17 protein-coding genes, 3 tRNA genes and 1 pseudogene are annotated in these 23,902 nt (G+C 70.6%); 14 read left to right on the top strand and 7 right to left on the bottom strand.

Annotation, left to right across the window (positions count from 1 at the left end; genetic code table 11):
• Nucleotides 1-88 precede the first annotated feature (88 nt).
• Nucleotides 89-442: pseudogene (locus ABZV38_RS34000) on the top strand (NAD(P)H-dependent oxidoreductase); the annotation flags it as partial.
• A 60-nt stretch (nucleotides 443-502) separates the two neighbouring features.
• Here the strand turns inward: ABZV38_RS34000 and ABZV38_RS33995 are convergent.
• Nucleotides 503-2,152: a M4 family metallopeptidase gene (locus ABZV38_RS33995; RefSeq protein WP_356332304.1), complete on the bottom strand. Its 1,650-nt coding sequence runs from the start codon at nucleotides 2,150-2,152 to the stop codon at nucleotides 503-505.
• Between the two features lie 210 nt (nucleotides 2,153-2,362).
• Here ABZV38_RS33995 and cutA point away from each other — a divergent pair, with 210 nt between their 5' ends.
• Both cutA and ABZV38_RS33985 read left to right on the top strand, forming a co-directional pair.
• Nucleotides 2,363-2,701, top strand: a complete 339-nt coding sequence (cutA, locus tag ABZV38_RS33990; protein WP_356332303.1) for a divalent-cation tolerance protein CutA — start codon at nucleotides 2,363-2,365, stop codon at nucleotides 2,699-2,701.
• Nucleotides 2,702-2,703: 2 nt separating this feature from the next.
• Complete coding sequence (locus ABZV38_RS33985) at nucleotides 2,704-3,171, top strand: gamma-glutamylcyclotransferase family protein (protein WP_356332302.1); 468 nt, start codon at nucleotides 2,704-2,706, stop codon at nucleotides 3,169-3,171.
• On the opposite strand, the gene ABZV38_RS33980 is transcribed toward ABZV38_RS33985, so the two are convergent.
• Together ABZV38_RS33980 and ABZV38_RS33975 are read right to left on the bottom strand one after the other, a co-directional pair.
• Entirely contained in the window at nucleotides 3,131-5,236 is a 2,106-nt protein-coding gene (locus ABZV38_RS33980; RefSeq protein WP_356332301.1) for a molybdopterin oxidoreductase family protein, read from the bottom strand. The two genes, ABZV38_RS33985 and ABZV38_RS33980, sit on opposite strands and share 41 nt — an antisense overlap.
• Nucleotides 5,237-5,368: 132 nt before the next feature.
• Complete coding sequence (locus ABZV38_RS33975; RefSeq protein ID WP_356332300.1) at nucleotides 5,369-6,082, bottom strand: ElyC/SanA/YdcF family protein; 714 nt, start codon at nucleotides 6,080-6,082, stop codon at nucleotides 5,369-5,371.
• A gap of 199 nt (nucleotides 6,083-6,281) precedes the next feature.
• Between ABZV38_RS33975 and ABZV38_RS33970 the strand changes: the two genes are divergently transcribed.
• From ABZV38_RS33970 to ABZV38_RS33945, 6 genes are all read left to right on the top strand, one after another.
• The gene (locus ABZV38_RS33970) at nucleotides 6,282-7,109 is read left to right on the top strand and encodes a Cof-type HAD-IIB family hydrolase (RefSeq protein ID WP_356332299.1); all 828 of its coding nucleotides are present in this window, start codon (nucleotides 6,282-6,284) and stop codon (nucleotides 7,107-7,109) included.
• A 66-nt stretch (nucleotides 7,110-7,175) separates the two neighbouring features.
• Nucleotides 7,176-8,111 (top strand): sirohydrochlorin chelatase, encoded by a 936-nt coding sequence (locus ABZV38_RS33965; RefSeq protein WP_356332298.1) that lies wholly within the window; start codon nucleotides 7,176-7,178, stop codon nucleotides 8,109-8,111.
• A 36-nt stretch (nucleotides 8,112-8,147) separates the two neighbouring features.
• Nucleotides 8,148-9,458: a deoxyguanosinetriphosphate triphosphohydrolase gene (locus tag ABZV38_RS33960; RefSeq protein ID WP_356332297.1), complete on the top strand. Its 1,311-nt coding sequence runs from the start codon at nucleotides 8,148-8,150 to the stop codon at nucleotides 9,456-9,458.
• Between the two features lie 369 nt (nucleotides 9,459-9,827).
• On the top strand, nucleotides 9,828-11,087 hold the full coding sequence (locus ABZV38_RS33955) for an FAD-dependent oxidoreductase (RefSeq protein WP_356332296.1): 1,260 nt from the start codon (nucleotides 9,828-9,830) through the stop codon (nucleotides 11,085-11,087).
• Between the two features lie 138 nt (nucleotides 11,088-11,225).
• Nucleotides 11,226-13,130, top strand: coding sequence for a DNA primase (gene dnaG / locus ABZV38_RS33950; RefSeq protein WP_356332295.1), 1,905 nt, complete (start codon nucleotides 11,226-11,228; stop codon nucleotides 13,128-13,130).
• Nucleotides 13,131-13,354: 224 nt separating this feature from the next.
• Nucleotides 13,355-14,482: an RNA polymerase sigma factor gene (locus ABZV38_RS33945; RefSeq protein ID WP_356332294.1), complete on the top strand. Its 1,128-nt coding sequence runs from the start codon at nucleotides 13,355-13,357 to the stop codon at nucleotides 14,480-14,482.
• 64 nt (nucleotides 14,483-14,546) lie between these two features.
• Here ABZV38_RS33945 and ABZV38_RS33940 read toward each other — a convergent pair whose 3' ends face one another.
• The 4 genes from ABZV38_RS33940 to ABZV38_RS33925 all read right to left on the bottom strand — a co-directional run bounded on the left by ABZV38_RS33940 (nucleotide 14,547) and on the right by ABZV38_RS33925 (nucleotide 20,186).
• Nucleotides 14,547-16,472, bottom strand: coding sequence for an ABC transporter ATP-binding protein (locus ABZV38_RS33940; protein ID WP_356332293.1), 1,926 nt, complete (start codon nucleotides 16,470-16,472; stop codon nucleotides 14,547-14,549).
• Nucleotides 16,472-18,205: an ABC transporter ATP-binding protein gene (locus ABZV38_RS33935; RefSeq protein WP_356332292.1), complete on the bottom strand. Its 1,734-nt coding sequence runs from the start codon at nucleotides 18,203-18,205 to the stop codon at nucleotides 16,472-16,474. The genes ABZV38_RS33940 and ABZV38_RS33935 overlap by 1 nt, the downstream gene beginning before the upstream one ends.
• 169 nt (nucleotides 18,206-18,374) lie before the next feature.
• Nucleotides 18,375-19,820, bottom strand: coding sequence for an FGGY family carbohydrate kinase (locus ABZV38_RS33930; protein WP_356332291.1), 1,446 nt, complete (start codon nucleotides 19,818-19,820; stop codon nucleotides 18,375-18,377).
• Nucleotides 19,821-19,880: 60 nt separating this feature from the next.
• A complete protein-coding gene (locus ABZV38_RS33925; protein ID WP_356332305.1) occupies nucleotides 19,881-20,186 on the bottom strand; it encodes a YtxH domain-containing protein in 306 nt (101 codons plus the stop codon).
• Nucleotides 20,187-20,390: 204 nt separating this feature from the next.
• On the opposite strand from ABZV38_RS33925, the gene ABZV38_RS33920 reads away from it, so the two are divergent.
• From ABZV38_RS33920 to ABZV38_RS33900, 5 genes are all read left to right on the top strand, one after another.
• Nucleotides 20,391-20,463 (top strand) — tRNA-Asn (locus ABZV38_RS33920).
• A gap of 5 nt (nucleotides 20,464-20,468) precedes the next feature.
• A tRNA-Asn gene (locus ABZV38_RS33915) sits at nucleotides 20,469-20,541 on the top strand.
• A gap of 225 nt (nucleotides 20,542-20,766) precedes the next feature.
• Nucleotides 20,767-20,843 (top strand) — tRNA-Ile (locus tag ABZV38_RS33910).
• A 714-nt stretch (nucleotides 20,844-21,557) separates the two neighbouring features.
• The gene (locus ABZV38_RS33905; RefSeq protein ID WP_356332290.1) at nucleotides 21,558-21,734 is read left to right on the top strand and encodes a hypothetical protein; all 177 of its coding nucleotides are present in this window, start codon (nucleotides 21,558-21,560) and stop codon (nucleotides 21,732-21,734) included.
• Between the two features lie 252 nt (nucleotides 21,735-21,986).
• A complete protein-coding gene (locus ABZV38_RS33900; protein ID WP_356332289.1) occupies nucleotides 21,987-23,870 on the top strand; it encodes an ABC transporter ATP-binding protein in 1,884 nt (627 codons plus the stop codon).
• The last annotated feature ends 32 nt before the right edge of the window (nucleotides 23,871-23,902 follow it).

Raw genomic sequence — 23,902 nt, 5'->3', positions numbered from 1 at the left:
CAACCACACCGCGACGGCCCAACTCGACGACCACCAAGCGTGATGAGGCGGCCGGAACGATCACGCTCCGATTACCAACTGAATGTTTGCCTTCGTTGTCGTCACCCCCGAGTACAACCACTCGTTCCCGGCCCCGCTGAAGAACCTCATCGACTGGCATCACGCCGAATGGCAGGCCAAGCCCGTCGCCTTCGTCTCGTACGGGGGAGTGTCCGGCGGTCTGCGGGCCGTTGAGCACCTCCGCCAGGTCTTCGCCGAGCTGCACGTCGTCTCCATCCGCGACACCGTGTCGTTCCACAACGCGGGCGCCCTGTTCGATGACGACCGCAGGCACAAGGACCCGGCGGCCGTGGACGCGGCGGCGAAGACGCTGCTCGATCAGCTCGTCTGGTGGGGGAAGGCGCTGCGCGATGCCAAGCTGGCGCGCCCGTACGGTTATTGACGGACCCTCATGCAGGGCACAGGTCCCGGAGTGGGCTGCCTCTCCGGGACCTGCTCCAGGTCAGCCGACCGACACTGCCGACCAGGCCGCGGCCACCGCGTTCTGCTCCGCGCTGCCGGCGCCGTACAGGTCCTTCGCCGCGTTGAGCGTCGCTGTGCGGGCGCCCGCGTACTTGGTGGAGGACGTCATATAGACGGTCAGTGCCCGGTACCAGATCTTGCCGAGCTTGTCCTTGCCGATGCCGCTCAGCGTTGCCCCGTTGCACGTGGTGCCGTTGTGCTGGACGCCGCCGATGGCCTTCGGGCCGCTGCCCTCGGCCAGCAGATACGCGAAGTGGTTGGCGACACCGGACGAGTAGTGCACATCCAGATTGCCGACCGAGGAACTCCAGCAGTCCGCCGAGTTGCCGTCCTTGGAGGGCTGGTCCATGAACCGCAACGCGGCCTTCCCGAAGCCGGACTTCACGATCTTCTCACCGATGAGGTAGTCGCCCGGGTCCTGCGGGTTGTTCGCGTGGAACTCCACCAGCGTGCCGAAGATGTCGGAGGTGGCCTCGTTGAGACCGCCCGACTCACCGGAGTAGGTGAGACCCGCCGTCTTGGACGTCACGCCGTGCGACATCTCGTGTCCGGCCACATCCAGCGCGACCAGCGGCCCGAAGGTCGAGCCGTCGCCGTCCCCGTACGTCATGCAGAAGCAACTGTCGTCCCAGAAGGCGTTGTTGTAGCTGTTCCCGTAGTGCACGCGGTTGTACGAGCCCTTGCCGTCCCCGGCGATGCCGTTCCGGCCGTGCACGTTCTTGTAGTAGTCCCAGGTGGTGTCCGTGCCGTACTGGGCGTCGACCGCCGCCGATGCGCGGTCGGAGGTGGCACCGTTGCCCCAGTGGTTGTCGGCGTCGGTGAACAGCACCGCGGGCGCCCGGCTCCAGCAGATGGTGAGGATGCAGCCGTCGGTCTTGTTCTGCGCGTCGCCGGAGTAGGTGTTACCGCGCGTCGCGTCCTTGAGCTGGTATGTCGATCCCGACAGGGTCGTCTCGAGCGGGACCGTACCGCTGTACAGCGACCGGCCGTCGCCGGACGCCGTCTCCAGGCTGTCCCAGGCGTCGATCTGCCGGCCCGTGCGCGCGTCGGTGAGCACGACGCGGGCGACCGGATTGCCCAGCGAGTCCTTGCCCGCCGCCTCGGTGCGCCAGGCCAGCTTGGGTGCGCCGTGCAGGGCGTCCACGACGAGCTGTGGCTGTGCGGCGACCTTGCGGAGCTTCACGCCGCGGTGGGCCGAGCGCAGTGCGGCCGCGCCCAGGTCGGCGGCGCCCGACGCGGAGAGGGACGGGGCCACGGTCGGCACGGCGAGGTCGCCGCGGACGGCCCGGTCGGCGCTCCGGTACGCGCCGTCGGGTGCGAGATGGACGATGAAGTCGCCGCCCAGGACGGGCAGATGACGGTAGGTGCGGTCATAGCGCACATGCTGGCTGCCGTCCTTGTCGACGACCACATCGCGCACCGCGGTGTCCTGGGCGCCGGTGAGGCCCAGGGGGGTGGCATGCCCGGCGAGCGCCGCCTCGGCGTGACGGACGGCGGTGGCGCGGCTCGGGGCCGGGTGACCGGCCGCGGCTGCGCCCGCGGTGGCGGTGAGGGTGGAGGCCAGCAAAGTGGCAGCGGCCGCGGCTATGCCGAGCGGGGTGAGGCGCGATGCATGCCGAATCGATCTCATCGGACTCCTCGGAGTGCGTGGGGGGACGAAGGGCGATCTGAGCGGTGCTTCTGAGTTCGCCTCAGGTTTAAGGGTTCATGACATGTCATGTCCATACCGCAACGGTGATGAAGGAGGACACGGCACCGAACCGCCCCGACAATCGACGAGAAGGACACGCCACAGGCACAAGATCCGAAGAGCAGAGCCGAAGAGCTGAGGAGACCGACGGTGACAACGCCGGCATGGCTGACCGTTCTGACCACCACGGACAGCGAGGAGAAGGCCCACGCCCTCGCCCAGGGCGCGGTCGAGGCGCGGCTCGCGGCCTGCGCGCAGATCTCCGCGCCCGTCACCTCCGTCTACCGTTGGCAGAACGCCATCGAGACCACGGAGGAATGGCAGGTGCTGTTCAAGACGGCGGCCGGGCGCTACGACGAGCTGGAGGAACACCTCCGGGCGGCGCACGACTACGAGACCCCGGAGATCATCGCGACGCCGGTGGTACGGGGAAGCGACCGCTACCTCGCCTGGGTGACCGCGGAGACGGCCCCGGTCACGGCCCTCTGACCATGCCGCGGACCGACCCCGAACTGCCCTTCTTCGTCTATGGCACGCTGCTTCCCGGCGAACCCAACCACGACCTGTTCCTCCGGGACCGGGCGATCGTGGAACGGCCGGCTCTGCTGCCGGGCGCCCTGCTGTACGAAGGCCCCGGCTACCCGTACGCGATCGAGGGCCACGGCACCGTGCACGGCATGCTCGTCACGGCCGCGCCCGCCGTGTACGCGGAGCTGCTCGTCCTTCTCGACCGGCTGGAGGTGTACGTCGGACCGGGGCACCCACGCAATCTCTACGAGCGGGTCGCCCGCGAAGTCCGCCTCCCGGGCACGGTCCCGCCCGCCACCGGAACCGTCCGCGCCTGGGTCTACCTCGCGGCCGCCCCCGTCACCCGCTCCCTCCGTACCGGCGGCACCCCCATCCCGGGAGGCGATTGGCTCACCCGGCAGCCGCCTCCACCCGCACCGCGCACACCTTGAACTCCGGCATCCGCGACACCGGGTCCAGGGCCGGGTTCGTCAGCGTGTTGGCACGGCCCTCACCCGCCCAGTGGAACGGCATGAAGACGGTGTCCTGCCGGATCGCCCCGGTGATCCGGGCGGGCGCCACCGCCCGCCCGCGCCGTGAAGTGACCGCCACCGGATCGCCCTCCGCCACCCCGATCCGCTCGGCGAGCCGCGGATGCAGCTCCACGAACGGGCCGGGGGCTGCGGCGTTGAGCTCGTCGACCCGGCGGGTCTGCGCACCCGACTGGTACTGGGCGACCACCCGACCGGTCGTCAGCACCACCGGATACTCCCGGTCGGTCTCCTCGGCGGCCGGACGGTGCGTCACGGGTACGAACCGCGCCCGTCCGTCGTCCGTGGCGAACCGGTCCAGGAACAGCCGCGGCGTACCGGCGTGCTGCTCGTCCGGGCACGGCCAGAACACCCCGTCCTCCGCCGCGATCCGCCCGTACGTGATCCCCGCATAATCGGCCGGACCACCCGCCGAGGCGCGCCGCAGCTCGTCGAAGACCTCCTCGGGGTCGGTGGGGAACCCCTTGCCGTGCCCGAGGAGCGCGGCCAGCCCGTGCAGCACCTCCAGATCACTGCGGACGCCGTCCGGCGCGGTGACCGCCCGCTGCCGCAGCAGCACCCTGCCCTCGAGGCTGGTCGTCGTCCCGGTCTCCTCCGCCCACTGCGTCACCGGCAGCACCACATCGGCGAGTGCCGCCGTCTCCGACAGCACCACGTCCGCGACCGCGAGGAAGTCCAGCGACCGCAGCCGTCCCTCCACATGCGCGGCGTGCGGCGCGGACACCACCGGGTTGGACCCCATCACCAGCAGCGCCCGCACGTCCGTCCCCAGCGCGTCGAGGAGCTCGTACGCACTGCGCCCCGGCCCCGGCAGCGAGTCCGGGTCGACCCCCCACACCTGCGCCACATGGCGGCGCGCCGCCGGGTCGGTGAGCTTGCGGTAGCCGGGCAACTGGTCGGCCTTCTGGCCGTGTTCCCGCCCGCCCTGACCGTTGCCCTGCCCGGTCAGACAGCCGTACCCGGACAGCGGCCTGCCCGCCCGGCCGGTGGCCAGGCAGAGGTTGATCCAGGCGCTGACCGTGTCCGTGCCCTTGGACTGCTGCTCCGGTCCGCGCGCGGTCAGCACCATGGCGTTCTGCGCCTCGCAGAACATGTCGACGGCCTCCCGCAGTTGCGGCACCGGCACCCCGGTCAGCCGCTCCACCAGCTCCGGCCAGTGCGCCATGACACCGGCCCTGGCCTCGTCCCAGCCGTTCGTGCGGTCGCGCACGAACTCCTCGTCGACCCGGCCGGCCGCCACCACCAGATGCAGCATCCCGAGCGCGAGCGCCAGATCCGTGCCGGGCCGGGGCGCCAGATGCAGATCGGCCTGCTCGGCGGTGCGGGTCCGGCGCGGATCGATGACGATCAACCGGCCGCCGTTCTCCCGGAGTTCGGTCAGAAAGCGCAGCGCCGGCGGCATCGTCTCGGCGAGGTTCGACCCGACGAGGATCACGCACCCGGTGCGCGCGATGTCCTCCAGGGGGAACGGCAGCCCTCGGTCGAGACCGAACGCCCGCTGGTGCGCGGCGGCCGCCGACGACATGCAGAACCGCCCGTTGTAGTCGATCTGCGAGGTCGACAGGACGACCCGGGCGAACTTCCCGAGTGTGTAGGCCTTCTCGTTGGTGAGCCCGCCGCCGCCGAACACCCCCACGGCATCGGGCCCGTGCACGGCCCGGGTGCGCCGGAGCCCGTCGGCGATCGCGGCCAGCGCCTCGTCCCAGCCGGCCGGCTCCAGCTCGCCACTGACCGCGTCACGCACGAGCGGTCCGGTCAGCCGTACCCGTGAGGAGAGCACGGCGGGCGCGGTCCGGCCTTTGCCGCACAGGGCGCCGCGGTTGACGGGGAAGTCGGTACGTTCCACGACCTCGACCACCGGGCCGCCGGCCGCCGGGCCACCGGTGACCGGTCGCAGATTCATCCCGCACTGCAGCGAGCAGTACGGGCAGTGGGTCGCGGTGGGAGCAGTCTCGGTGCGGGCCATGGGCCCCAGCGTGCGAGCCAGGTGTTACGCGGATGCCCGCGACCGGTTACACCGCCGGAACGTGGACCTCAGCCCGCCTCCACCGGGCCCGTGAGGTCGGCCTCCACCAGGCCGGCGAACAGGCCGGCCTCCTCACCGCCCGCCGGTCGCCAGGGCATCCCCGACCCCGGGCTCCTGGGGCCCCAGGAAGTGCGGATCCGGCTTGAACATCGCGTCCAGTGCCGCCTTCCCCGCCGCGAACACCTCCCGCGTCCCGCCGTAGTACCAGGTCGCATCGTGCTTGGCGTCGACCCCGACCCCGTACGCGTCGATGCCCGCGGCCCGGCACAGCGCGATCGCCCGCCGGATGTGGAACCCCTGGCTCACCAGCACGGCCCGGTCGACCCCGAAGATCTGCTTGGCCCGCACGCAGGAGTCCCAGGTGTCGAACCCGGCGAAGTCGCTGACGATCCGCCTGTCCGGCACCCCGTGCGCCACGAGATACGCCCGCATGGCATCCGGCTCGTCGTACTCCTCGCGGCTGTTGTCACCGGTCACCAGCACGACCTTCACCTTGCCGTCCCGGTACAGCTCGGCGGCCGTGTTCAGCCGGTTCGCGAGATACGGCGACGGCTTCCCGTCCCACAGCCCGGCCCCGAACACCACGGCGACCTGCTGCGCGGGCGCGGCCGCGGCCGTCCGGACACGGGCGTCGGCGACGGAGTACATCCAGGTCGCGGGAGCCAGGCCCAGCACACAGGCGGCCATCACTCCCTGCACGGCCCACCGCTGCCCACGCCGCGTGCGCGGCAGGCGCGGCCGCAGCCGCCCGAGCCACCCCGGCCATTGCGGCCGCTTCCCTCGCATAGGAGTCCCTTGGTCGGTGTCATTGCGTCAACTGATCGGACGAGTATCAGGTCAAAAGGGTTCTCCACGGTGCGACTTTCTTCACCCGGACCGGCGCCGGCCGCGGCCCGACGCGCCTTCGCCGCCGGGCCGGTGGCATGCGGTGGCGGAGCGCGCCGTACGCACACCAGGCGCGGACCTTGCCCAGTAGCATCGGCCGATGTTGCTTCCCCGGCTGATCGCCTCCGATCTCGACGGCACTCTGCTGCGCCGCGACGGCACCCTCTCGTCCCGCACGCTCCGCGCCCTGCGCTCGGCCGAGAGCGCCGGTGCGCAGGTCGTCCTCGTCACCGCCAGGCCGCCCAGGTTCGTCGACCGGCTCGCCGAGGCGACCGGTCTGACGGGGACGGCGGTGTGCAGCAACGGCGCCCTCGTCTACGACATCGGGACGCGTACGGTCGTCTCCTCCCGTGCCCTGCCCGTCACCGTCGCCCAGCGTGTGGCCACCGCACTCGCCACCGTCCTGCCGGAGGTGGGCTTCGCCCTGGAGACGGGCAACCAGATCCTGTACGAACCGGCGTACCGACTGCGCATGTCCGAGGACATCGACGCCGAACTGCCCGTACCGTCCCTGGCGGACCTGTGGCTGACCGACGTACCCGTCACCAAACTCCTCGCCTGGTCCGACCGGCTCGACGCGGACACTCTGCTGGCCGCGGCCCGGCAAGGGGTGGATCCGGCGGGCAGCGACGTCCAGTTCACCCACTCCGGCGGACGCGGGCTCCTGGAGATCAGCGCGTCCGGGGTCACCAAGGCGGCCACCCTCGCGGAGCTCTGCGCCGGGCGCGGCATCGCCGCCACGGAGGTCATCGCCTTCGGTGACATGCCCAACGACCTGAGCGTCCTCGACTGGGCGGGCACCGGATACGCCATGGGCAACGCCCACCCGGCCGTGCTCGCCGCCGTGGCGTCACACACGAGGTCCAACGAGGAGGACGGGGTGGCCCACGTCCTGGAGCGCCTCTTCGGCCCGACGACCGCGCCGTGAGCCCGTGGCAAAGACCCGTCACCCCTGCGCAACGACCTGGCAACCTGCGCCCGCCACCATCGGTTCATGACGGAGTCGGCATCGGCACAGCCCCGCGAGTCCCTGCCTCTCGACAGCACAGCGCAACTCTTGACCCGCATCACCGCCCAGCTCGGCGCCCAGCTCAGCCATGTCTCCCTGAACGGAACGCGCAGACCCATGCACCACCGCACCGGAGGGCCCGCGCCGGGCTCCGCCACCACCACCCGCGCCCCTGCCCTCGTCGCCGTGGCACACGGCAGCCGTGACCCGCAGGCGCTGCGCACGGCCATGAGACTGCTGGACCGGGTGCGGGAACTGCGCCCGGGGCTGGACGTCCGGCTCGGCCACATCGAGCTGAACGAGCCGCTCCTGCCGTCGGCCCTGGCCGGCCTGGGGTCCGGCGACGCCGTGCTCGTACCGCTGCTGCTCGGCCGCGGCCACCACGTCAAGCGGGACATACCCGCGGCGGTCGCCGCCGCCCCCGCCCTGCGGGCCGTGATCGCGGCGCCGCTCGGGCCGCACCCCCTGCTCGTCGAGGCACTGTACGGGCGGCTCGTCGAAGCGGGCTGGCCGGCCGGGGAGGCCGACAGCCGCAGCTCCGCCGTGGTTCTCGCCGCCGCCGGTTCGCGTGACCCCGACTCGGCCGCCGACACCCGCCGCACCGCGCGGATGCTCAGCGAACGGCTCGGCGGGGTGTCCGTCGTCCCTGCTTACGCGTCCGCCACCACGCCCACCGTCCCCGTCGCGGTGCGCACCCTCGCCGCCCGCGGCCGGAACCGGGTCGCCGTCGCCTCCTACTTCACCGCACCCGGCCGCTTCGCGACGGCCGCCGCCGCTGCCGCCCCCGGCACCGCCGCGGCCCCGCTCGGCGCGCACCCCGCGATGGCACGGCTGCTCCTGCACCGGTACGACCAGGCGTTGGCCGGCGTACTCCCGGCACATGAAGTCGCGAGGAACGACCATCTCCTGGCGTCCGCCTGAGCCTTCTTGCCGGTCCGGCCGTTTACTGTCGGGACCATGGACGGTACGTGGGGCACACAGGAACACGGCACCGCGCCCTATGGTGCGGCCGACACCGAGCGCTGGGACACCGAGCCCGACAAACGGCCGGGCCGCACCGCCTTCCAGCGGGACCGCGCCCGCGTGCTGCACTCCGCCGCGCTGCGCAGACTGGCGGGGAAGACCCAGGTCGTCACGCCCGGCACCCGCAGCCTCGCCTGGGACGCGAGCCCCCGGACCAGACTCACGCACTCCCTGGAATGCGCCCAGGTCGGCCGGGAGCTCGGCGCCGCGCTCGGCTGCGATCCCGATCTGGTCGAGACGGCCTGTCTGGCGCACGACATGGGCCACCCGCCGTTCGGGCACAACGGCGAGCAGGCGCTCAACGACTTCGCCTCCGACTGCGGCGGCTTCGAGGGCAACGCGCAGTCGCTGCGGCTGCTGACCCGGCTGGAGCCGAAGCGGTTCGTGCGCGACGTGCGGACCGGCGACCTGGTCAGCGTCGGGCTCAATCTGACCCGGGCGGCGCTGGACGCCGCCACCAAGTACCCGTGGCCGCGTGGCGACCACCCCACCGACCCCGGCTCCCCGAAATTCGGGGTGTACGAGGACGACCTGCCGGTGTTCCGGTGGGCCCGCAAGGGCGCCCCGCCGAACCGCAAGTGCTTCGAGGCCCAGGTGATGGACTGGTCCGACGACGTCGCGTACTCGGTGCACGACTTCGAGGACGGGCTGCACGCCGGCCACATCGACCCCAACTGCCTCTTCGCGGAGCCGGAGCGCCGTGAGATCTGGGACGTGGCGATCGGACGGTACGTCCCGCCCGACACCGAACCGCAGGAGGTGTCCGATGCCCTCGACCGGCTCATCGGCCAGGAGTGGTGGCCGCACGGCTACGACGGATCCGCCGTCGCCCAGGCCCGGCTGAAGGACGCGACGAGCCAGCTGATCGGCCGGTTCTGCCTCGCCGCCGAGACCGCCACCCGCCAGGCGTACGGAGCCGGCAGCCTCGGCCGGTACGCGGCCGAACTCGTCGTCCCGCGCGAGGCACGCAACGAATGCGCGGTCCTGAAGGCGGTGGCCGACCGCTATGTGATGCAGCGCGCCGAACAGGAGGCGATCCGCGCCGACCAGCGGATCGTCATCGCGGAACTGGCCGCGGCACTGACCGCGCGCGCCCCGGAGGGCCTGGAACCACAGTTCCGCGCGCTGTACGAGCACGCCTGCGACGACCGGTCCCGCAAGCGCGTTCTGGTCGACCAGATCGCCGCCCTCACGGATGCCTCGGCCCGCTCACTGCACGCCTCGCTCGCCTCCTGGGGGCGCTGAGGGCCCGGCCCGGAGGCTGCCCCGGGCGCGCCCCGGCCCCGAGCGCCCCGCCGCGCGGGATACGGGCGTCCGCCCGCACACCCCCGTAGTCGCCTGCCTGTTCGGCGGCCCCGGGCAAGTCCTGCGGCCGTGGGGCGCGGCGATGGCGGTCAGTAATGGCGCAGGTGATGTGCTGGGAGCACATGCCACGCCGGGCGGGCGCCCGGCTCCGTCCGGGGCCCGCTCCGCGCGGCGCCGGCCCCGGCCGGCGCACCGGCCTGTGGCCAACGGGTGTGACCTGATCGGGGTACACCCTCTTTCGCCATCACGCTGCGTGCGGGACGCTCGCAGGTGGCGGCGGAGCGCAGCAAGCACCGAGGAGGCACCACAGTGGTCGACGCACATCGGACGTTCGTCATCGTCGGGGGAGGACTGGCGGGAGCGAAGGCAGCCGAAACACTCCGTTCGGAGGGTTTCAGCGGCCGGGTGATCCTGGTCGGCGATGAGCGTGACCATCCGTACGAACGACCTCCCCTCTCCAAGGGCTATCTGGCCGGCAAGGAGGCCCGTGAAAGCGTCTTCGTCCATGAGACGGCCTGGTACGCGGGCGTCGATGTGGAGCTCCACCTCGGCCAGCCCGTCACCGCCATCGACCGCGGCGCCCGCTCCGTGGAGCTCGGCGACGGCGCCGTCATCCACTACGACAAGCTGCTGCTCGCCACCGGCGCCGAACCCCGCCGCCTCGACATCCCCGGTACGGATCTGGCCGGCGTCCACCATCTGCGCCGCCTCGCCCACGCCGACCGGCTGAAGAACGTGCTGTCCGCGCTCGGCCGCGACAACGGCCATCTGGTGATCGCCGGGGCCGGCTGGATCGGCCTGGAGGTCGCGGCGGCGGCCCGCGGATACGGCGCCGAGGTCACCGTCGTCGAGCCGGAGGCGACCCCGCTGCTCCGGGTCATCGGCCCCGAGCTCGGCCAGATCTTCACCGAACTCCACAGCGACCACGGCGTCCGCTTCCGCTTCGGCACCAAACTCACCGAGATCGTCGGACAGGACGGCATGGTTCTCGCCGCCCGCACCGACGACGGCGAGGAGCACCCCGCCCACGATGTCCTCGCCGCGATCGGCGCCGCCCCGCGCGCCGCCCTCGCCGAAGCCGCCGGTCTCGCGATCGCCGCCCGCGGCGACGGCGGCGGCATCGCGGTCGACGCCTCGCTGCGCACCTCCGACCCGGACATCTACGCCGCCGGGGACGTGGCCAACGTGCCGCACCCGCTGTTCGACACCCGGCTGCGCGTGGAGCACTGGGCGAACGCGCTGAACAGCGGCCCGGCCGCGGCCCGCGCCATGCTCGGCCAGGACGGCGGCTACGACCGTGTGCCGTACTTCTTCTCCGACCAGTACGACCTGGGGCTCGAATACTCGGGCTGGGCGCCGCCGGGCTCGTACGACCAGGTCGTCATCCGCGGCGACGCGGGCAAGAGGGAGTTCATCGCGTTCTGGCTGAAGGACCGCAGGGTGCTGGCCGGGATGAACGTCAATGTGTGGGACGTCACCGAGACCGTCCAGGAGCTGATCCGGACCGGCCGGCAGATCGACCCGGACGCGCTCGCGGACCCGTCGGTGCCGCTGGAGTCCCTGATCTGAGCCGTGTCAGGACGGTGTTCCCCGCCGTGTTCCCCGCTGTCCTCTCCGTCGCCGGGCGGTCGTGATCAAGGTCCCGTCCGGCGACCGCGGCGACGACCGCGCACTCCTGTTGTCCGCCCTCCCCCGTAGACTTCACCCGTGGCAGGCAGGATCAATGACGACGATGTGAAGGCGGTCCGGGACGCGGTCCCGATCGACGCCGTCGTTTCCGAGTACCTCCAGCTGCGGAACGCAGGCGGGGGCAACCTCAAGGGGCTCTGCCCGTTCCACGACGAGAAGTCGCCCTCCTTCCAGGTCAGCCCGAGCAAGGGACTCTTCCACTGCTTCGGCTGCCAGGAGGGCGGCGACACCATCGCGTTCGTGATGAAGATCGACCACCTCTCCTTCTCCGAGACGGTCGAGCGGCTCGCCGCCAAGGCGGGCATCACCCTGCGCTACGAGGAGGGCGGCTACAACCCCTCCCACCAGCGCGGCGAGCGCATCCGGCTGGTCGAGGCGCACAAGGCCGCCGCCCAGTTCTATGTCGAGCAGCTGGACAGTCCCGAGGCGGAGATCGGCCGGAAGTTCCTTGCCGGGCGCGGCTTCGACCAGGCGGCGGCCGCCCACTTCGGCGTCGGCTACAGCCCGGCCGGCTGGGACCACCTCACCCGCTACCTCCGCGGCAAGGGGTTCAGTGACCGGGAGCTGATCACCTCGGGCCTCTCCCAGGACGGCCGCCGCGGCCCCATCGACCGCTTCCGCGGCCGCCTGATGTGGCCGATCAGCGACACGTCCGGCGAGGTCGTCGGCTTCGGTGCCCGCAAGCTCCGCGACGACGACAACGGGCCGAAGTATCTCAACACCCCCGAGACCGCGATCTACAAGAAGTCGCAGGTGCTGTACGGCATCGACCTCGCGAAGAAGGACATCGCGAAGGCCAGCCGGGCCGTCGTCGTCGAGGGCTACACCGACGTCATGGCCTGCCACCTCGCCGGCATCACCACGGCCATCGCCACCTGTGGCACGGCCTTCGGCGGCGACCACATCAAGATCCTCCGCCGGCTCCTGATGGACAACGGCAGCGCCCGGGTGATCTTCACGTTCGACGGTGACTCGGCCGGCCAGAAGGCCGCCCTGCGAGCCTTCGAGGACGACCAGAAGTTCGCCGCGGAGACGTACATCGCGATCGCCCCGGACAACATGGACCCGTGCGATCTGCGGTTGGCCAAGGGCGACGAGGCCGTCCGCGACCTGGTCGAACCCCGCACGCCGCTCTTCGAGTTCGCGCTCCGCCAGATCGTCGGGCGGTACGACCTGGAGACCCCCGCGGGCCGCGGCGCCGCCCTCGACGAGGCCGCCCCGGTCGTCGCCCGGATCAAGAACAGCTCCTCGCAGCACGAGGTCGCCGTCCAGCTGGCCGGGATGCTCGGCATCCTCGACACCCAGTTCGTCGTCAAGCGCGTCGCCCAGCTGGCCCGCTGGGCCCGCGACCGCGGCGACCGGGGCCCCGCCCCCGCGCCCACCCGCGGCGGCCCCCAGCACCAGCAGGGCCGGCCCTCCGCCGGCCCGTCGGGCCCGGCGCTCCATCTCCGCAGCCCCGCCCACCGCACCGAGCGCGAGCTGCTCAAGCTCGCCCTGCAGCGGCCCGCCCTGGTCGCCCCGGCCTTCGACGCCTATGGGGTCGACGAGTTCACCGCCCCGCCGTACGCGGCGGTGCGGCAGTGCATCGCGGAGGCGGGCGGCGCCGAACGGGGCCTCGCCGGCACCCGCGAGTATCTGGTCGGCGTCCTCGGCGCCGCTCCCGACGACACGGTGCGCAAGCTGGTCACCGAGCTCGCCGTGGAGGTCTTCCACGGCAAGTCCATCGACGAGGCGTACGCGGGCGAGCACCTGGTCAAGGTCCGGCTGCGCGCGGTCGACCGCCGGATCAACGACGTCCAGGGCAGCCTCAGCCGTCTCGGCAGCAATGTGGCCCCCGACCATCTGGCGGCCGCGCAGAACGAGGTCTGGGTCCTCCAGCAGTACTCCCAGTCCCTGCGCAACAACGGCGCCGACGCGCTCTGACGCGCCCAGGGCCTGTCCGGCAGCCAGGGCCGGGGGCCGGCTCCCCACGCGTAACCGACCGGTTACGGACCGGACTCAGAAAGTCCGCGCACGCCCCTCGTGGCGGCGATGTGTCTTCCCCCACACTGGGGGGCGGTGCCTGAGTCATCGGAGCGCGGTCGGCCCACTGCACGGTGGACCTCCCATCCCCGCGATCCGGCAGCGATCACCTGGAGGTCGCCCCCGTGCAGACCCGGACCGTGACCACAACCGAGCGTGTCTCGGCCGTCCCCGCGCAGAACCGGGCCATGCATCATCCGGAGGCAGCGGTGGACCCACTGACACCCGAACCGCCCGAACCGTCAGAACCGCCCGCAGCGGTCGTCGCAGCCGACGCCGTCATGGAGGAGCAGACGGAGGTGCCCGAACCCCCGGAGCCGCGCGGGCGCCCCGACACCAGCGGCCCGTCCTCGGACCTCTTCCGCCAGTACCTGCGGGAGATCGGTCGCATCCCGCTGCTCACCGCCGCCGACGAGGTGGAGCTCGCCCGCCGCGTCGAAGCCGGCCTCTTCGCCGAGGAGCGGCTCGCGAGCACCCCGGACCCGGACTCCCGGCTCGCCGTCGATCTCGACCGGCTGGTGGTCATGGGGCGGATGGCGAAGCGCCGCCTGATCGAGGCGAATCTGCGCCTCGTCGTCTCCGTCGCCAAACGTTACGTCGGCCGCGGACTGACCATGCTCGATCTGGTCCAGGAGGGGAACCTCGGACTGATCAGGGCCGTCGAGAAATTCGACTACGCCCGGGGTTACAAGTTCTCGACGTACGCGACCTGGTGGATCCGGCAGGCCATGTCCCGCGCTCTCGCCGACCAGGCGCGGACCATAAGGGTCCCGGTCCATGTCGTCGAGCTGATCAACCGCGTCGTACGGGTCCAGCGCCGCATGCTCCAGGAGCGCGGCTACGAGCCGACGCCCGAAGAGGTCGCCGCCCAGCTCGACCTGACGCCGGAACGGGTCGGCGAAGTGCTGCGGCTCGCCCAGGAACCCGTCTCGCTGCACGCACCGGTCGGCGAGGAGGACGACGTCGCGCTCGGTGACCTGATCGAGGACGGAGACGCGGCGTCCCCCGTGGAGTCCGCCGCGTTCCTGCTGCTGCGCGAGCACCTCGAAGCGGTGCTCTCCACCCTGGGCGAGCGGGAGCGGAAGGTGGTCCAGCTGCGCTACGGGCTGGACGACGGCCGGCCCCGCACACTCGAAGAGATAGGCCGGATCTTCGGCGTGACACGCGAACGCATCCGCCAGATCGAATCCAAGACCCTCAACAAGCTGCGGGACCACGCCTTCGCCGACCAGCTCCGCGGCTACCTGGACTGAGACCGACCGGTACATGGGGGTGCGACGCCACCCCTCTGTGCCGGCCGGTCCAGGACCGAAGAGATCAGTCGACCTCGGCGACCGCCTGCGCGAACTGTGCCGCATACAGCCGGGCGTAGGCCCCCTGCGCGTCCAACAGCTCGTCGTGCGTGCCCTGTTCGACGATCGACCCGTTCTCCATCACCAGGATGACGTCAGCGTCCCGGATGGTGGAGAGCCGGTGCGCGATCACAAAGCTCGTACGGCCGTGCGCGAGGCGGGCCATCGCCTTCTGGATCAGCACCTCGGTACGGGTGTCGACGGAGCTCGTCGCCTCGTCGAGCACCAGGATCACCGGGTCGGACAGGAACGCCCGCGCGATGGTGATCAGCTGCTTCTCGCCCGCGCTGACCCCGGTGCCCTCGTCGTCGATCACCGTGTCGTAACCGTCCGGCAGGGTACGGATGAAGCGGTCGGCGTGGGCCGCCCTCGCCGCCTCCTCGACCTCTTCCCGGGTGACCTTGCGCGAAGCGCCGTACGCGATGTTGTCCGCGATCGACCCGCCGAACAGCCAGGTGTCCTGCAGGACCATGCCGATCCCCGCCCGCAGCTCGTCGCGCGACATCTTCGCCACGTCGACGCCGTCGAGAGCGATCCGGCCGCCCGTCACCTCGTAGAACCGCATCAGCAGGTTCACCAGCGTCGTCTTGCCGGCGCCGGTCGGGCCGACGATGGCGACGGTGTGGCCCGGCTCGACGTTCAGCGACAGATCCTCGATGAGCGGCTTGTCCGGGTCGTAGCGGAACGACACCTTCTCCAGCGAGACGCTGCCGAGCAGCTCCACCGGGCGCTCACCCGTCTCGGGGTCGGAGCCCTGCTCCTCGGCGTCCAGCAGCTCGAAGATCCGCTCGGCCGAGGCGATACCCGACTGCACCAGGTTCGCCATCGAGGCGACCTGCGTCAGCGGCATCGAGAACTGCCGCGAGTACTGGATGAACGCCTGGACGTCACCGATCGACAGCACACCCGACGCCACCCGCAGGCCACCGACGACGGCTATCAGCACATAGTTCAGGTTCGACACGAACATCATCAGCGGCTGCATGATCCCGCTGTTGAACTGCGCCCGGAAGCTCGCCTCGTACAGCGCGTCGTTCTGCTCGGCGAAGTCCTTCGCGGACTCCTCCTGCCGCCCGAAGACCTTCACCAGGGAGTGCCCGGTGTACATCTCCTCGATGTGGGCGTTGAGCTTGCCCGTCACCTTCCACTGCTGCACGAACTGCGGCTGCGACCGCTTGCCGACCTTCGTGGCCACGACCACCGACAGCGGCACCGTCACCAGCGCGACCAGCGCCAGCAGCGGCGAGATCCAGAACATCACGATCAGCACGCCGATGATGGTCAGCACCGAGTTGATGAGCTGGCCCAACGTCTGCTGCAGCGTCTGCGAGATGTTGTCGATGTCGTTCGTCGCCCGGCTGAGCACCTCGCCGCGCTTGGCCCGGTCGAAGTAGGACAGCGGCAGCCGCGACAGCTTCGCCTGGATGTCCTCGCGCAGCTGGAACACGATCTGGTTGATCACCCGGATCGACAGCCGCGTCGACACCAGCATCAGCAGACCGGCACCGACATAGACCGCCAGCGCCGCCAGCAGTACGTTGCCCACCGCATCGAAATCGATGCCCTGGCCGGGCGTGAAGTCGACCCCGGAGAGCAGGTCGGCCAGGCCGCCGTTGGTCTTGCGCAGGCCCTCGATGGCCTGCTCCTTCGTCGTCCCCTCCGGCAGTCGCCGGCCGATGACCCCGGCGAACACCAGGTCGGTCGCCCTGCCGAGGATCTTCGGCCCGACGACCGAGAGCGCGACGCTCAGCACACCGGCCGTCAGCATCACGTACAGCGTGGTCTTCTCCGCGGTGAAGCGCTTCAGCAGCCGCTTCGAGGACCCCTTGAAGTCCATGGACCGGTCGGTCGGCGCCCCGCCCGCCATCATGCGTCCGCCAGGCCCGGCCATTACGCGGCCTCCGCTTCCGTCAGCTGGGAGAGCACGATCTCCCGGTAGGTTTCATTGCCGTCCATCAGCTCGTGATGGGTACCGGACCCGACGACCCGGCCCTCGTCCAGCACCAGAATCCGGTCGGCGTCACGGATGGTGGACACCCGCTGCGCCACGATCACCACGGTCGCCTCGGCCGTCTCCTGTGACAGCGCGCCGCGCAGCGCGGCATCCGTCGCATAGTCGAGCGCGGAGAACGAGTCGTCGAAGAGATAGATCTCCGGCCGCTGCACCAGCGTCCTCGCGATCGCGAGTCGCTGCCGCTGCCCGCCGGAGACATTGGTGCCGCCCTGCGCGATCGGCGCGTGCAGTCCGTGCTCCAGCTCCTCGACGAACTCCTTGGCCTGCGCGACCTCCAGCGCGTGCCACAGTTCCTCGTCGGTCGCGTCCGGATTTCCGTACCGCAGGTTCGTCGCGACCGTCCCGGAGAACAGATACGGCTTCTGCGGAACCAGACTCACCGTCTTCGCCAGCAGTGCCGGCTCCAGCGTCCGTACGTCCGTGCCGTCGACCAGCACCTGACCGTCCGTCACATCGAACAGTCGCGGTACGAGACCGAGCAGCGTCGACTTCCCGCTGCCCGTCGACCCGATGATCGCGGTCGTCTCGCCGGGCCGTGCCACCAGATCCACCGACCGCAGCACCGGCTCCTCGGCGCCCGGGTAGCGGAAGTCCGCACCCCGCACCTCCAGATGACCGTGGGCGCGCAGCTCCCGCACCGGCTCGACCGGCGGCACCACGCTCGAATCGGTCTCCAGCACCTCCTGGATGCGCTCGGCGCACACCTCGGCGCGCGGCACCATCATGAACATGAAGGTGGCCATCATCACCGACATGACGATCTGCATCAGGTAGGAGAGGAACGCGGTCAGCGCGCCGATCTGCATCCCGCCGCTGTCGATCCGGTGCGCACCGAACCAGACCACGGCGATCGACGACACGTTCACGACCGTCATCACGGTCGGGAACATCAGCGCCATCAGACGCCCGGTGGAGAGCGCCACATCGGTCAACTCGGTGTTGGCGCCGCGGAACCGCATCTCCTCGTACCCGTCGCGGACGAAGGCGCGGATGACCCGGTTGCCGGTGATCTGCTCGCGCAGCACCCGGTTCACCGTGTCGAGCCGCTCCTGCATCGTGCGGAACAGCGGCCGCATCCGTCGCACGATGAGACTCACCGCGATGCCGAGCACCGGTACCACCGCGAGCAGCACCGCTGACAGCGGAACGTCCTGGCCGAGCGCCAGGACGATGCCGCCGACACACATGATCGGCGCCGAGACCATCATGGTGAACGTCATCAGGACCAGCATCTGGACCTGTTGGACGTCATTGGTGGTACGGGTGATCAGCGAGGGCGCCCCGAAGCGCCCGACCTCACGTGCCGAGAACGACTGAACCCGGTCGAAGACCGTCGCACGGACATCCCGGCCAAGTGCGGCCGCGGTGCGCGCGCCGTAGAAGACGGCCCCCGTGTTGCAGACGACCTGGGCGATGGAGACGGCGATCATGATGCCGCCGTACTCCAGGATGTAGCCCGTGTCCCCCTCGACGACACCGTTGTCAATGATGTCGGCGTTGAGGGAGGGGAGATAGAGGGTGGCGCAGGTCTGCAGCAGCTGGAGCGCCACCAACAGCACGATCGGTTTCTTGTACGGGCCGAGACAGGCCCGCAGGAGTTTTATGAGCACGCGTGTCTCTCGGAGTCGGCAGGAGGTCTGGAGCCGACTCATTTTCCGGCAAGGCCCGGCGCGACCGCGAACGTTTTTCCTCAAACCCAGGTCAAAAACGAGACCCGGTTCACCTGTTGGAGACCGAACCTCCGAACGGGAACCGGCCTTGTCACCCGGAGCAGCCGGATCAGAACGCGGAGTCGAACGCCCCGGGGTGGATCTGGTCCCGCGTCGCTCTGTACTGCTGGCGCACCGCCTGGCCGATCGGCAGCTCCTCGCCCGGCTCCAGCACCTGCGCCGCCGCGCCCTGCCAGGCCGGGGGAGTGCGCGGATCGAGCGTCCCCTGCGAGACCCCCAGCGCCCAGGCCGCCTGCCGGGCCGCACCAAGCGCCGCATACTCGGCCGGCTGCGGTACGACGACCTGTGTGCCGAACAGTGCCGGTGCAAGCCCCTGCACGGCAGGCAGCTCGGCCGCCGCCCCCAGCAGGAACACCCGCCGCACCTCGACCCCGCGGCCGCGCAGCACATCGAGTGCGTCGGCCAGCGAGCACAGCATCCCCTCGAACGCCGCCCGCGCCAGATGCTCCGGCTTCATCGACTCGCGCCGCAGCCCGCTCAGCGTGCCCGCGGTGTGCGGCAGATGCGGGGTGCGCTCGCCCTCCAGATACGGCAGCAGGACCAGCCCGGAGGCGCCCGGCGTCGACTTCAGCGCCAGCGCGGACAGCTCCTCCAGACTCTCCAGCCCCAGCATCTCGGAGGTGCCCCGTAGTGCACGCACCGCATTGAGCGTGTACACGACCGGCAGATGCATTCCGGTGGCATCCGCGAACGACGTGATCATCCCGGACGGATCGGCCAGCGCCTCGTGGTGCACCGCCATCACCGAACCCGACGCCCCCAGCGACACCACCGCGTCGCCGGGCCCGACACCGAGCCCGAACGCCGCCGCCATCGTCTCGCCGGTCCCGGCCGAGATCAGCAGCCCCTCCGGCGTCGTCCCGGCGGCATCGGCGGGACCGAGCACCTCCGGCAGCGTGGCCTGCTGCCCGAGCGCGAGCTCCACCAGATCGGGCCGGTACGCACCGCTCCCCGCCGACCAGTACCCCGTCCCTGACGCGGCACCCCGGTCGGTGGTCCGCCGGGCCGGCCGGCCCAGCAGCTGCCAGACCAGCCAGTCGTGCGGCTGCAGCACCGAAGCGACCCGCTGCGCGGCCTCCGGTTCGGTCCGCGCCAGCCACCGCAGCTTCGACACGGGCTGCGCGGCCTGCGGCACGGCCCCGACCGCCTCGGCCCAGGCCTGCCGCCCGCCGAGCCCGTCGATCAGATCGGCCGCGGCGACCTGCGCCCGCTTGTCGTTGCCGAGCAGTGCCGGACGTACGAGGTTGCCCTGCCGGTCCAGCGGCACCAGACCGTGCTGCTGCGCGGACACCCCGATGGCCTGGACGCCTTCGAGCAGCCCGCCGGTGGCCGCCTCACCGAGTGAGAGCAGCCACACCTGCGGATCGACCTCGGTGGCCTTCGCCTCGACGGGATGTGCGGCGTACCCCTGCCGGAGTACGGCACCCGTGTCCGCATCGCAGACGACGATGTGTGTGAAGGCCGAAGAACTGTCCAAGCCGGCGACTATGCCCATGGTGAAGATTCTGCCGCACCGCCGGAGCTTTCCCGTACGGAAGGCGGGCGGCCGCCCCTGTTACGTATTACTGGTGCCCCAGTCGTCCTCGACACCCTGGCCCTGACTCCGCTCCCGCACCGACCGCACCCGCTCGACCACCGAGGCGGGCACCTTCTCGCCGACCTTGACGCTCACTGCGTGGTACGCCTTGCCCGCGAACTCGCGGCTGCTCTGCGCCGCGGACTCGGCGGTATTGCGCACGGCCGGGTTCTGGGCGATCTGACGTGCGGACTTCTTCAGCTGCTCGTAGCGCTCGCGTCCGGCGCGTGTGCCGATGACGTAACCGAGGGCCAGGCCGGCGATGAACGTGAGCCGGTACCGCATGGCTGCCACCCTTCTCCTGCTCCGTGCTTGCTGCGTATGTGCTCGGTGCGACGTGTGCTGCCCGCCTACCCGTCGGGGCCCGAGATCACCCGGGGCGATACCGATTGGCGGAGCACCCCCCTGCTTGCGCTAATGTATGTGTCGCAGCGAACGCACGCCGCCCGGCAGCAGCCAGGCAGGTAGGGTTCGGTGCAAACGCAGCAATCCCCTGTAGCTCAATTGGCAGAGCAGCCGGCTGTTAACCGGCAGGTTACTGGTTCGAGTCCAGTCGGGGGAGCGCGATCCCCTGTAGCTCAATTGGCAGAGCATTCGGCTGTTAACCGGAGGGTTACTGGTTCGAGTCCAGTCGGGGGAGCGGAACGGAAGAGGACCCCTCGGGGTCCTTTTTCGCGTGTCGGGCCGGAGGGCGGTTCGGCGGTCGGTGCGGGACTCTTTCGTGTCCACTTCACGCCGTCCGGAACCGGGCAGCAAGCAGCGCAGTCCTCATGGTCAGGCGAAGTCGACCATCCGGAGCGAGAGATCGTATGACCGGCTATGCTGCGGCAGACGGCGCGCACACATGTACGCGCCACGCCGAAAAGGGGCGGTAGCTCAGCCGGTTAGAGCAGCGGACTCATAATCCGTCGGCCGTGGGTTCGAGTCCCACCCGCCCCACCACGACGGCCGCAGTGCAGGAACGTTCCAGCCTCCTGGGAACAAGGATGCACGCGCGGCAGCGTCAGACGTGCAGGACACGCTGAAGGCTTTTCGCAGGCCCCCCGTCGGCCCAGAGCTGCCGGCGATCAGGACATGACAGAGTCCCGATTGCGTGTGCGGCCGGGGATCCGCGCGGGGCGTGCCGGCCCGAACTCGGTGCGTACCGACCGGTTTCATCCGGGCATGCGTCAAGTGGGCTCGCTGCCGCTGGTGTTGAGAGGGCGCGCGAGCGTCGTGGTGTCTCGCGGCGAGGCCCTGACGCCCGGCGCGGGCAATTTTCTTTGCATTGGCAACGCACTTCGCTCATCGCGGCTACCGGGGTGGCCCCTCGAACGGCAGCGGCGCGCCGTCACGCTCCGGGGCTGTTCCGTTGCGCCGCGCCCACCCCTGTGGGTGCCTGCCGGCTGTCGACCCGGATCCGCGGGGGTGCGGGGCCGCTGCGGCCGCTTCCGTCAGGGATGCTGCGGGCGGGCCCGGTTGTGCTGATGAGGGGCCCTGTGGACCGCCCCGAGCCTGCGGGTCGCGCAGGGCGGCGCGTCGAATATTTGCCGGGAAATATGGCTTTTGCCCGAATTCATACGCGTACGACTTGTTGGTCTGAATTAGGCGTCGTAGGGTCGATAGTGCCGCGGCAGAAACAGGGAGCGGCGCACCAACTGCCCAAAGGAGGCGAAGATGAACATCCGTGACATCTTCCGCCACAGGGACAGGGACCGCTGGGGCCGCTGGGGCGGCTACGGAGGCTACGGCGGCTACGGCGGCTACGGCGGCTACGGCTATGGCTACGGCTACGGCCGGCGTGGACGTGGACGCGGCTTCGGGCGCCGAGGCCGCGGAGGCTACCGCTACTGACCAGCCTTCCCAGAATCTCCAAAACCCCCAACACGAGGCTGGCCCGCGCAACCGCGCGGGTCCGCTTCGTGGTTTTGGGGCCCGCGCCCCAGGGGCCTCCCGTTCGGATCATGTCCACTTTGCGACCCCTGGCAGGCGCTCTTCACGGCATGAATCACGACGGCATCGCAGTTCGCGCCGCGATCCGGCCCTGGTCCGGGAAGAGGCTCTGGCGGCGGTCCGCATTCCGCACTTCTCAGTGATGTGAGGCCCATGCGCCTTCTCGGCCCCCTCGCGCGCCCCGACGAGCCGCCCCCGGAATCGGTGACGGACGTTCCGATCCGTACCGACCCCATTACCGTGGTCCGGTCGTTCCGACGGTTCTGGCCGCTTACCTATGGCGACCGGCGCTGGCTTCTGCTCATCTGCGCCCTCGCCATCGTGAGCGCGATCGCGGAGACCATCACCATCCTTCTCTTCGCGGAACTGACCGACAACGCTCTGCAGCAGGGATCCGTCAGTGCCTTCTGGAAACCTGCTGGTCAGTGGCTCACCGTGGCTGTCATCGGTGCGATTGTGGGGTACCTGTGCAGCTCGCTCGCGGTCTGGACCGCCGAACGCTTCGTGATGCGGCTGCGGGCCCGGGTCTTCAGTCATCTGCAGACGCTGCCGCCCCACTTCTACCAGCGCAATCGTCGTGGTGACCTGGTCGAGCGGCTCACCGGCGATGTGGAAGCCATCGAAGCCCTCGTGGTCTCCGGCATCGTCGGGGCTGCAACCGCTCTCTTCAACACCTTCTTCTACGCTGCCGCCGCTGTGTGGCTGAGCTGGAATCTGGCCCTCGCCACCTTTGCCATGGTCCCCCTCTTCTACCTCACCACCCGCGTGTTCACGGGGCCCCTGCGCGCGGTGTCCCGGCGCGGACGCGCGGCGGACGGTGCCATTACGGCCGTCGTCGAGGAGACGCTGGTCAATGTCGTCATGACCCAGGCGTACAACAGGCAGCACGACGAGGAGGAACGGCTCCTCGGCAAGGCGCGTGCCCGGTTCACGGCGGCGGTGAGGGGCACCCGGCTCGCCGAGCTCTACGAGCAACTCGTGGAGGTCCTCGAAACCGTGTGTGTCCTGGTGATCATCGGTCTGGGTGCATGGCAGATCTCCACGGGACGGATGACGCTCGGACAGCTCCTCGCCTTCGCCGCCTTCATCGGTTCCCTCTACCCGCCGATCCGCTCCCTGGGCCAGCTCGGTCTGACGGCCACCGCCGCGACCGCCGGAGCCGAGCGGCTTCTGGAGATCCTCGACACCGAGCCCACCGTCACCGACCCGGGCGCATCTGTGGCGGCCCCGGCCCGGCCGCGCGCTGTCGGCGAGGTGGAGGCGCGGCAGATCGCCTTCCACTACCCCGGCAACCCGGAGCCGGTTCTCCGCGATCTCTCGTTCACCGCGGTCCCCGGCGAACTGCTGGTCATCACCGGCCCCAGCGGCGCCGGCAAGTCGACCCTGGCCGCTCTGCTGCTGAGGTTCTACGACCCGGACTCCGGCAGCATCCGGCTGGACGGCACCTCCGTGGACCAGCTGCCGCTGACGTACCTCCGCCGGAACATCACGCTGCTGCCGCAGGACACCCTCGTCCTGCACGACACCATCGAGCAGAACATCGCGTGCGGGCGCACCGATACGACCCGCCGTGACATCGAGGAAGCCGCGCGCGCAGCCGACGCGCACGACTTCATCCGGGCCCTTCCCGACGGCTACAACACTGTTGTCTCGCCCGGCACATCCCGGCTCTCCGGAGGCCAGCTGCAACGCATCGCGATCGCCCGTGCCATGGTCCGCGACGCGCCCGTTCTCCTTCTCGACGAGCCCACCACGGGCCTGGACGCCCTGGCCGCACAACGCATCCTCGGCCCGTTGCGACGCCTCGCCGAGGGGCGCACCACCATCGTCATCACGCACGACCTGGCCCTTGCCGCCGACGCCGACCGCATCCTGGTGCTGGACGAGGGGCGTCTGGTGGAGTCGGGCACGCACACCCAACTGCTAGACCGGAGCGGTCTGTACGCCACGCTGTTCGACGCCAAGCCCTCGCGTCCCAACGGCACCGTGGACTCCCGCGCCCGACATGCGCGCCCCTCGGGAATCCATTGGCGGTAGGGGGCCCAGGGGCCGTCCGGCGGTGATCCGCC

The sequence above is a fragment of the Streptomyces sp. NPDC005181 genome (assembly GCF_040608395.1).
Classification (GTDB): domain Bacteria; phylum Actinomycetota; class Actinomycetes; order Streptomycetales; family Streptomycetaceae; genus Streptomyces.
Note: the sequence above shows the minus strand (reverse complement) of the source record. Positions and strands in the feature narration are given on the sequence as shown.

What these genes read in the sequence shown, in the direction of transcription:
- ABZV38_RS33995 (WP_356332304.1), bottom strand. Translation starts at nt 2,152, where the DNA reads ATGAGATCGATTCGGCATGCATCGCGCCTCACCCCGCTCGGCATAGCC.
- ABZV38_RS33985 (WP_356332302.1), top strand. Translation starts at nt 2,704, where the DNA reads ATGCCGCGGACCGACCCCGAACTGCCCTTCTTCGTCTATGGCACGCTG.
- ABZV38_RS33980 (WP_356332301.1), bottom strand. Translation starts at nt 5,236, where the DNA reads ATGGCCCGCACCGAGACTGCTCCCACCGCGACCCACTGCCCGTACTGC.
- ABZV38_RS33975 (WP_356332300.1), bottom strand. Translation starts at nt 6,082, where the DNA reads ATGCGAGGGAAGCGGCCGCAATGGCCGGGGTGGCTCGGGCGGCTGCGG.
- ABZV38_RS33970 (WP_356332299.1), top strand. Translation starts at nt 6,282, where the DNA reads ATGTTGCTTCCCCGGCTGATCGCCTCCGATCTCGACGGCACTCTGCTG.
- ABZV38_RS33965 (WP_356332298.1), top strand. Translation starts at nt 7,176, where the DNA reads ATGACGGAGTCGGCATCGGCACAGCCCCGCGAGTCCCTGCCTCTCGAC.
- ABZV38_RS33960 (WP_356332297.1), top strand. Translation starts at nt 8,148, where the DNA reads ATGGACGGTACGTGGGGCACACAGGAACACGGCACCGCGCCCTATGGT.
- ABZV38_RS33940 (WP_356332293.1), bottom strand. Translation starts at nt 16,472, where the DNA reads ATGGCCGGGCCTGGCGGACGCATGATGGCGGGCGGGGCGCCGACCGAC.
- ABZV38_RS33930 (WP_356332291.1), bottom strand. Translation starts at nt 19,820, where the DNA reads ATGGGCATAGTCGCCGGCTTGGACAGTTCTTCGGCCTTCACACACATC.
- ABZV38_RS33925 (WP_356332305.1), bottom strand. Translation starts at nt 20,186, where the DNA reads ATGCGGTACCGGCTCACGTTCATCGCCGGCCTGGCCCTCGGTTACGTC.
- ABZV38_RS33905 (WP_356332290.1), top strand. Translation starts at nt 21,558, where the DNA reads ATGAACATCCGTGACATCTTCCGCCACAGGGACAGGGACCGCTGGGGC.
- ABZV38_RS33900 (WP_356332289.1), top strand. Translation starts at nt 21,987, where the DNA reads ATGCGCCTTCTCGGCCCCCTCGCGCGCCCCGACGAGCCGCCCCCGGAA.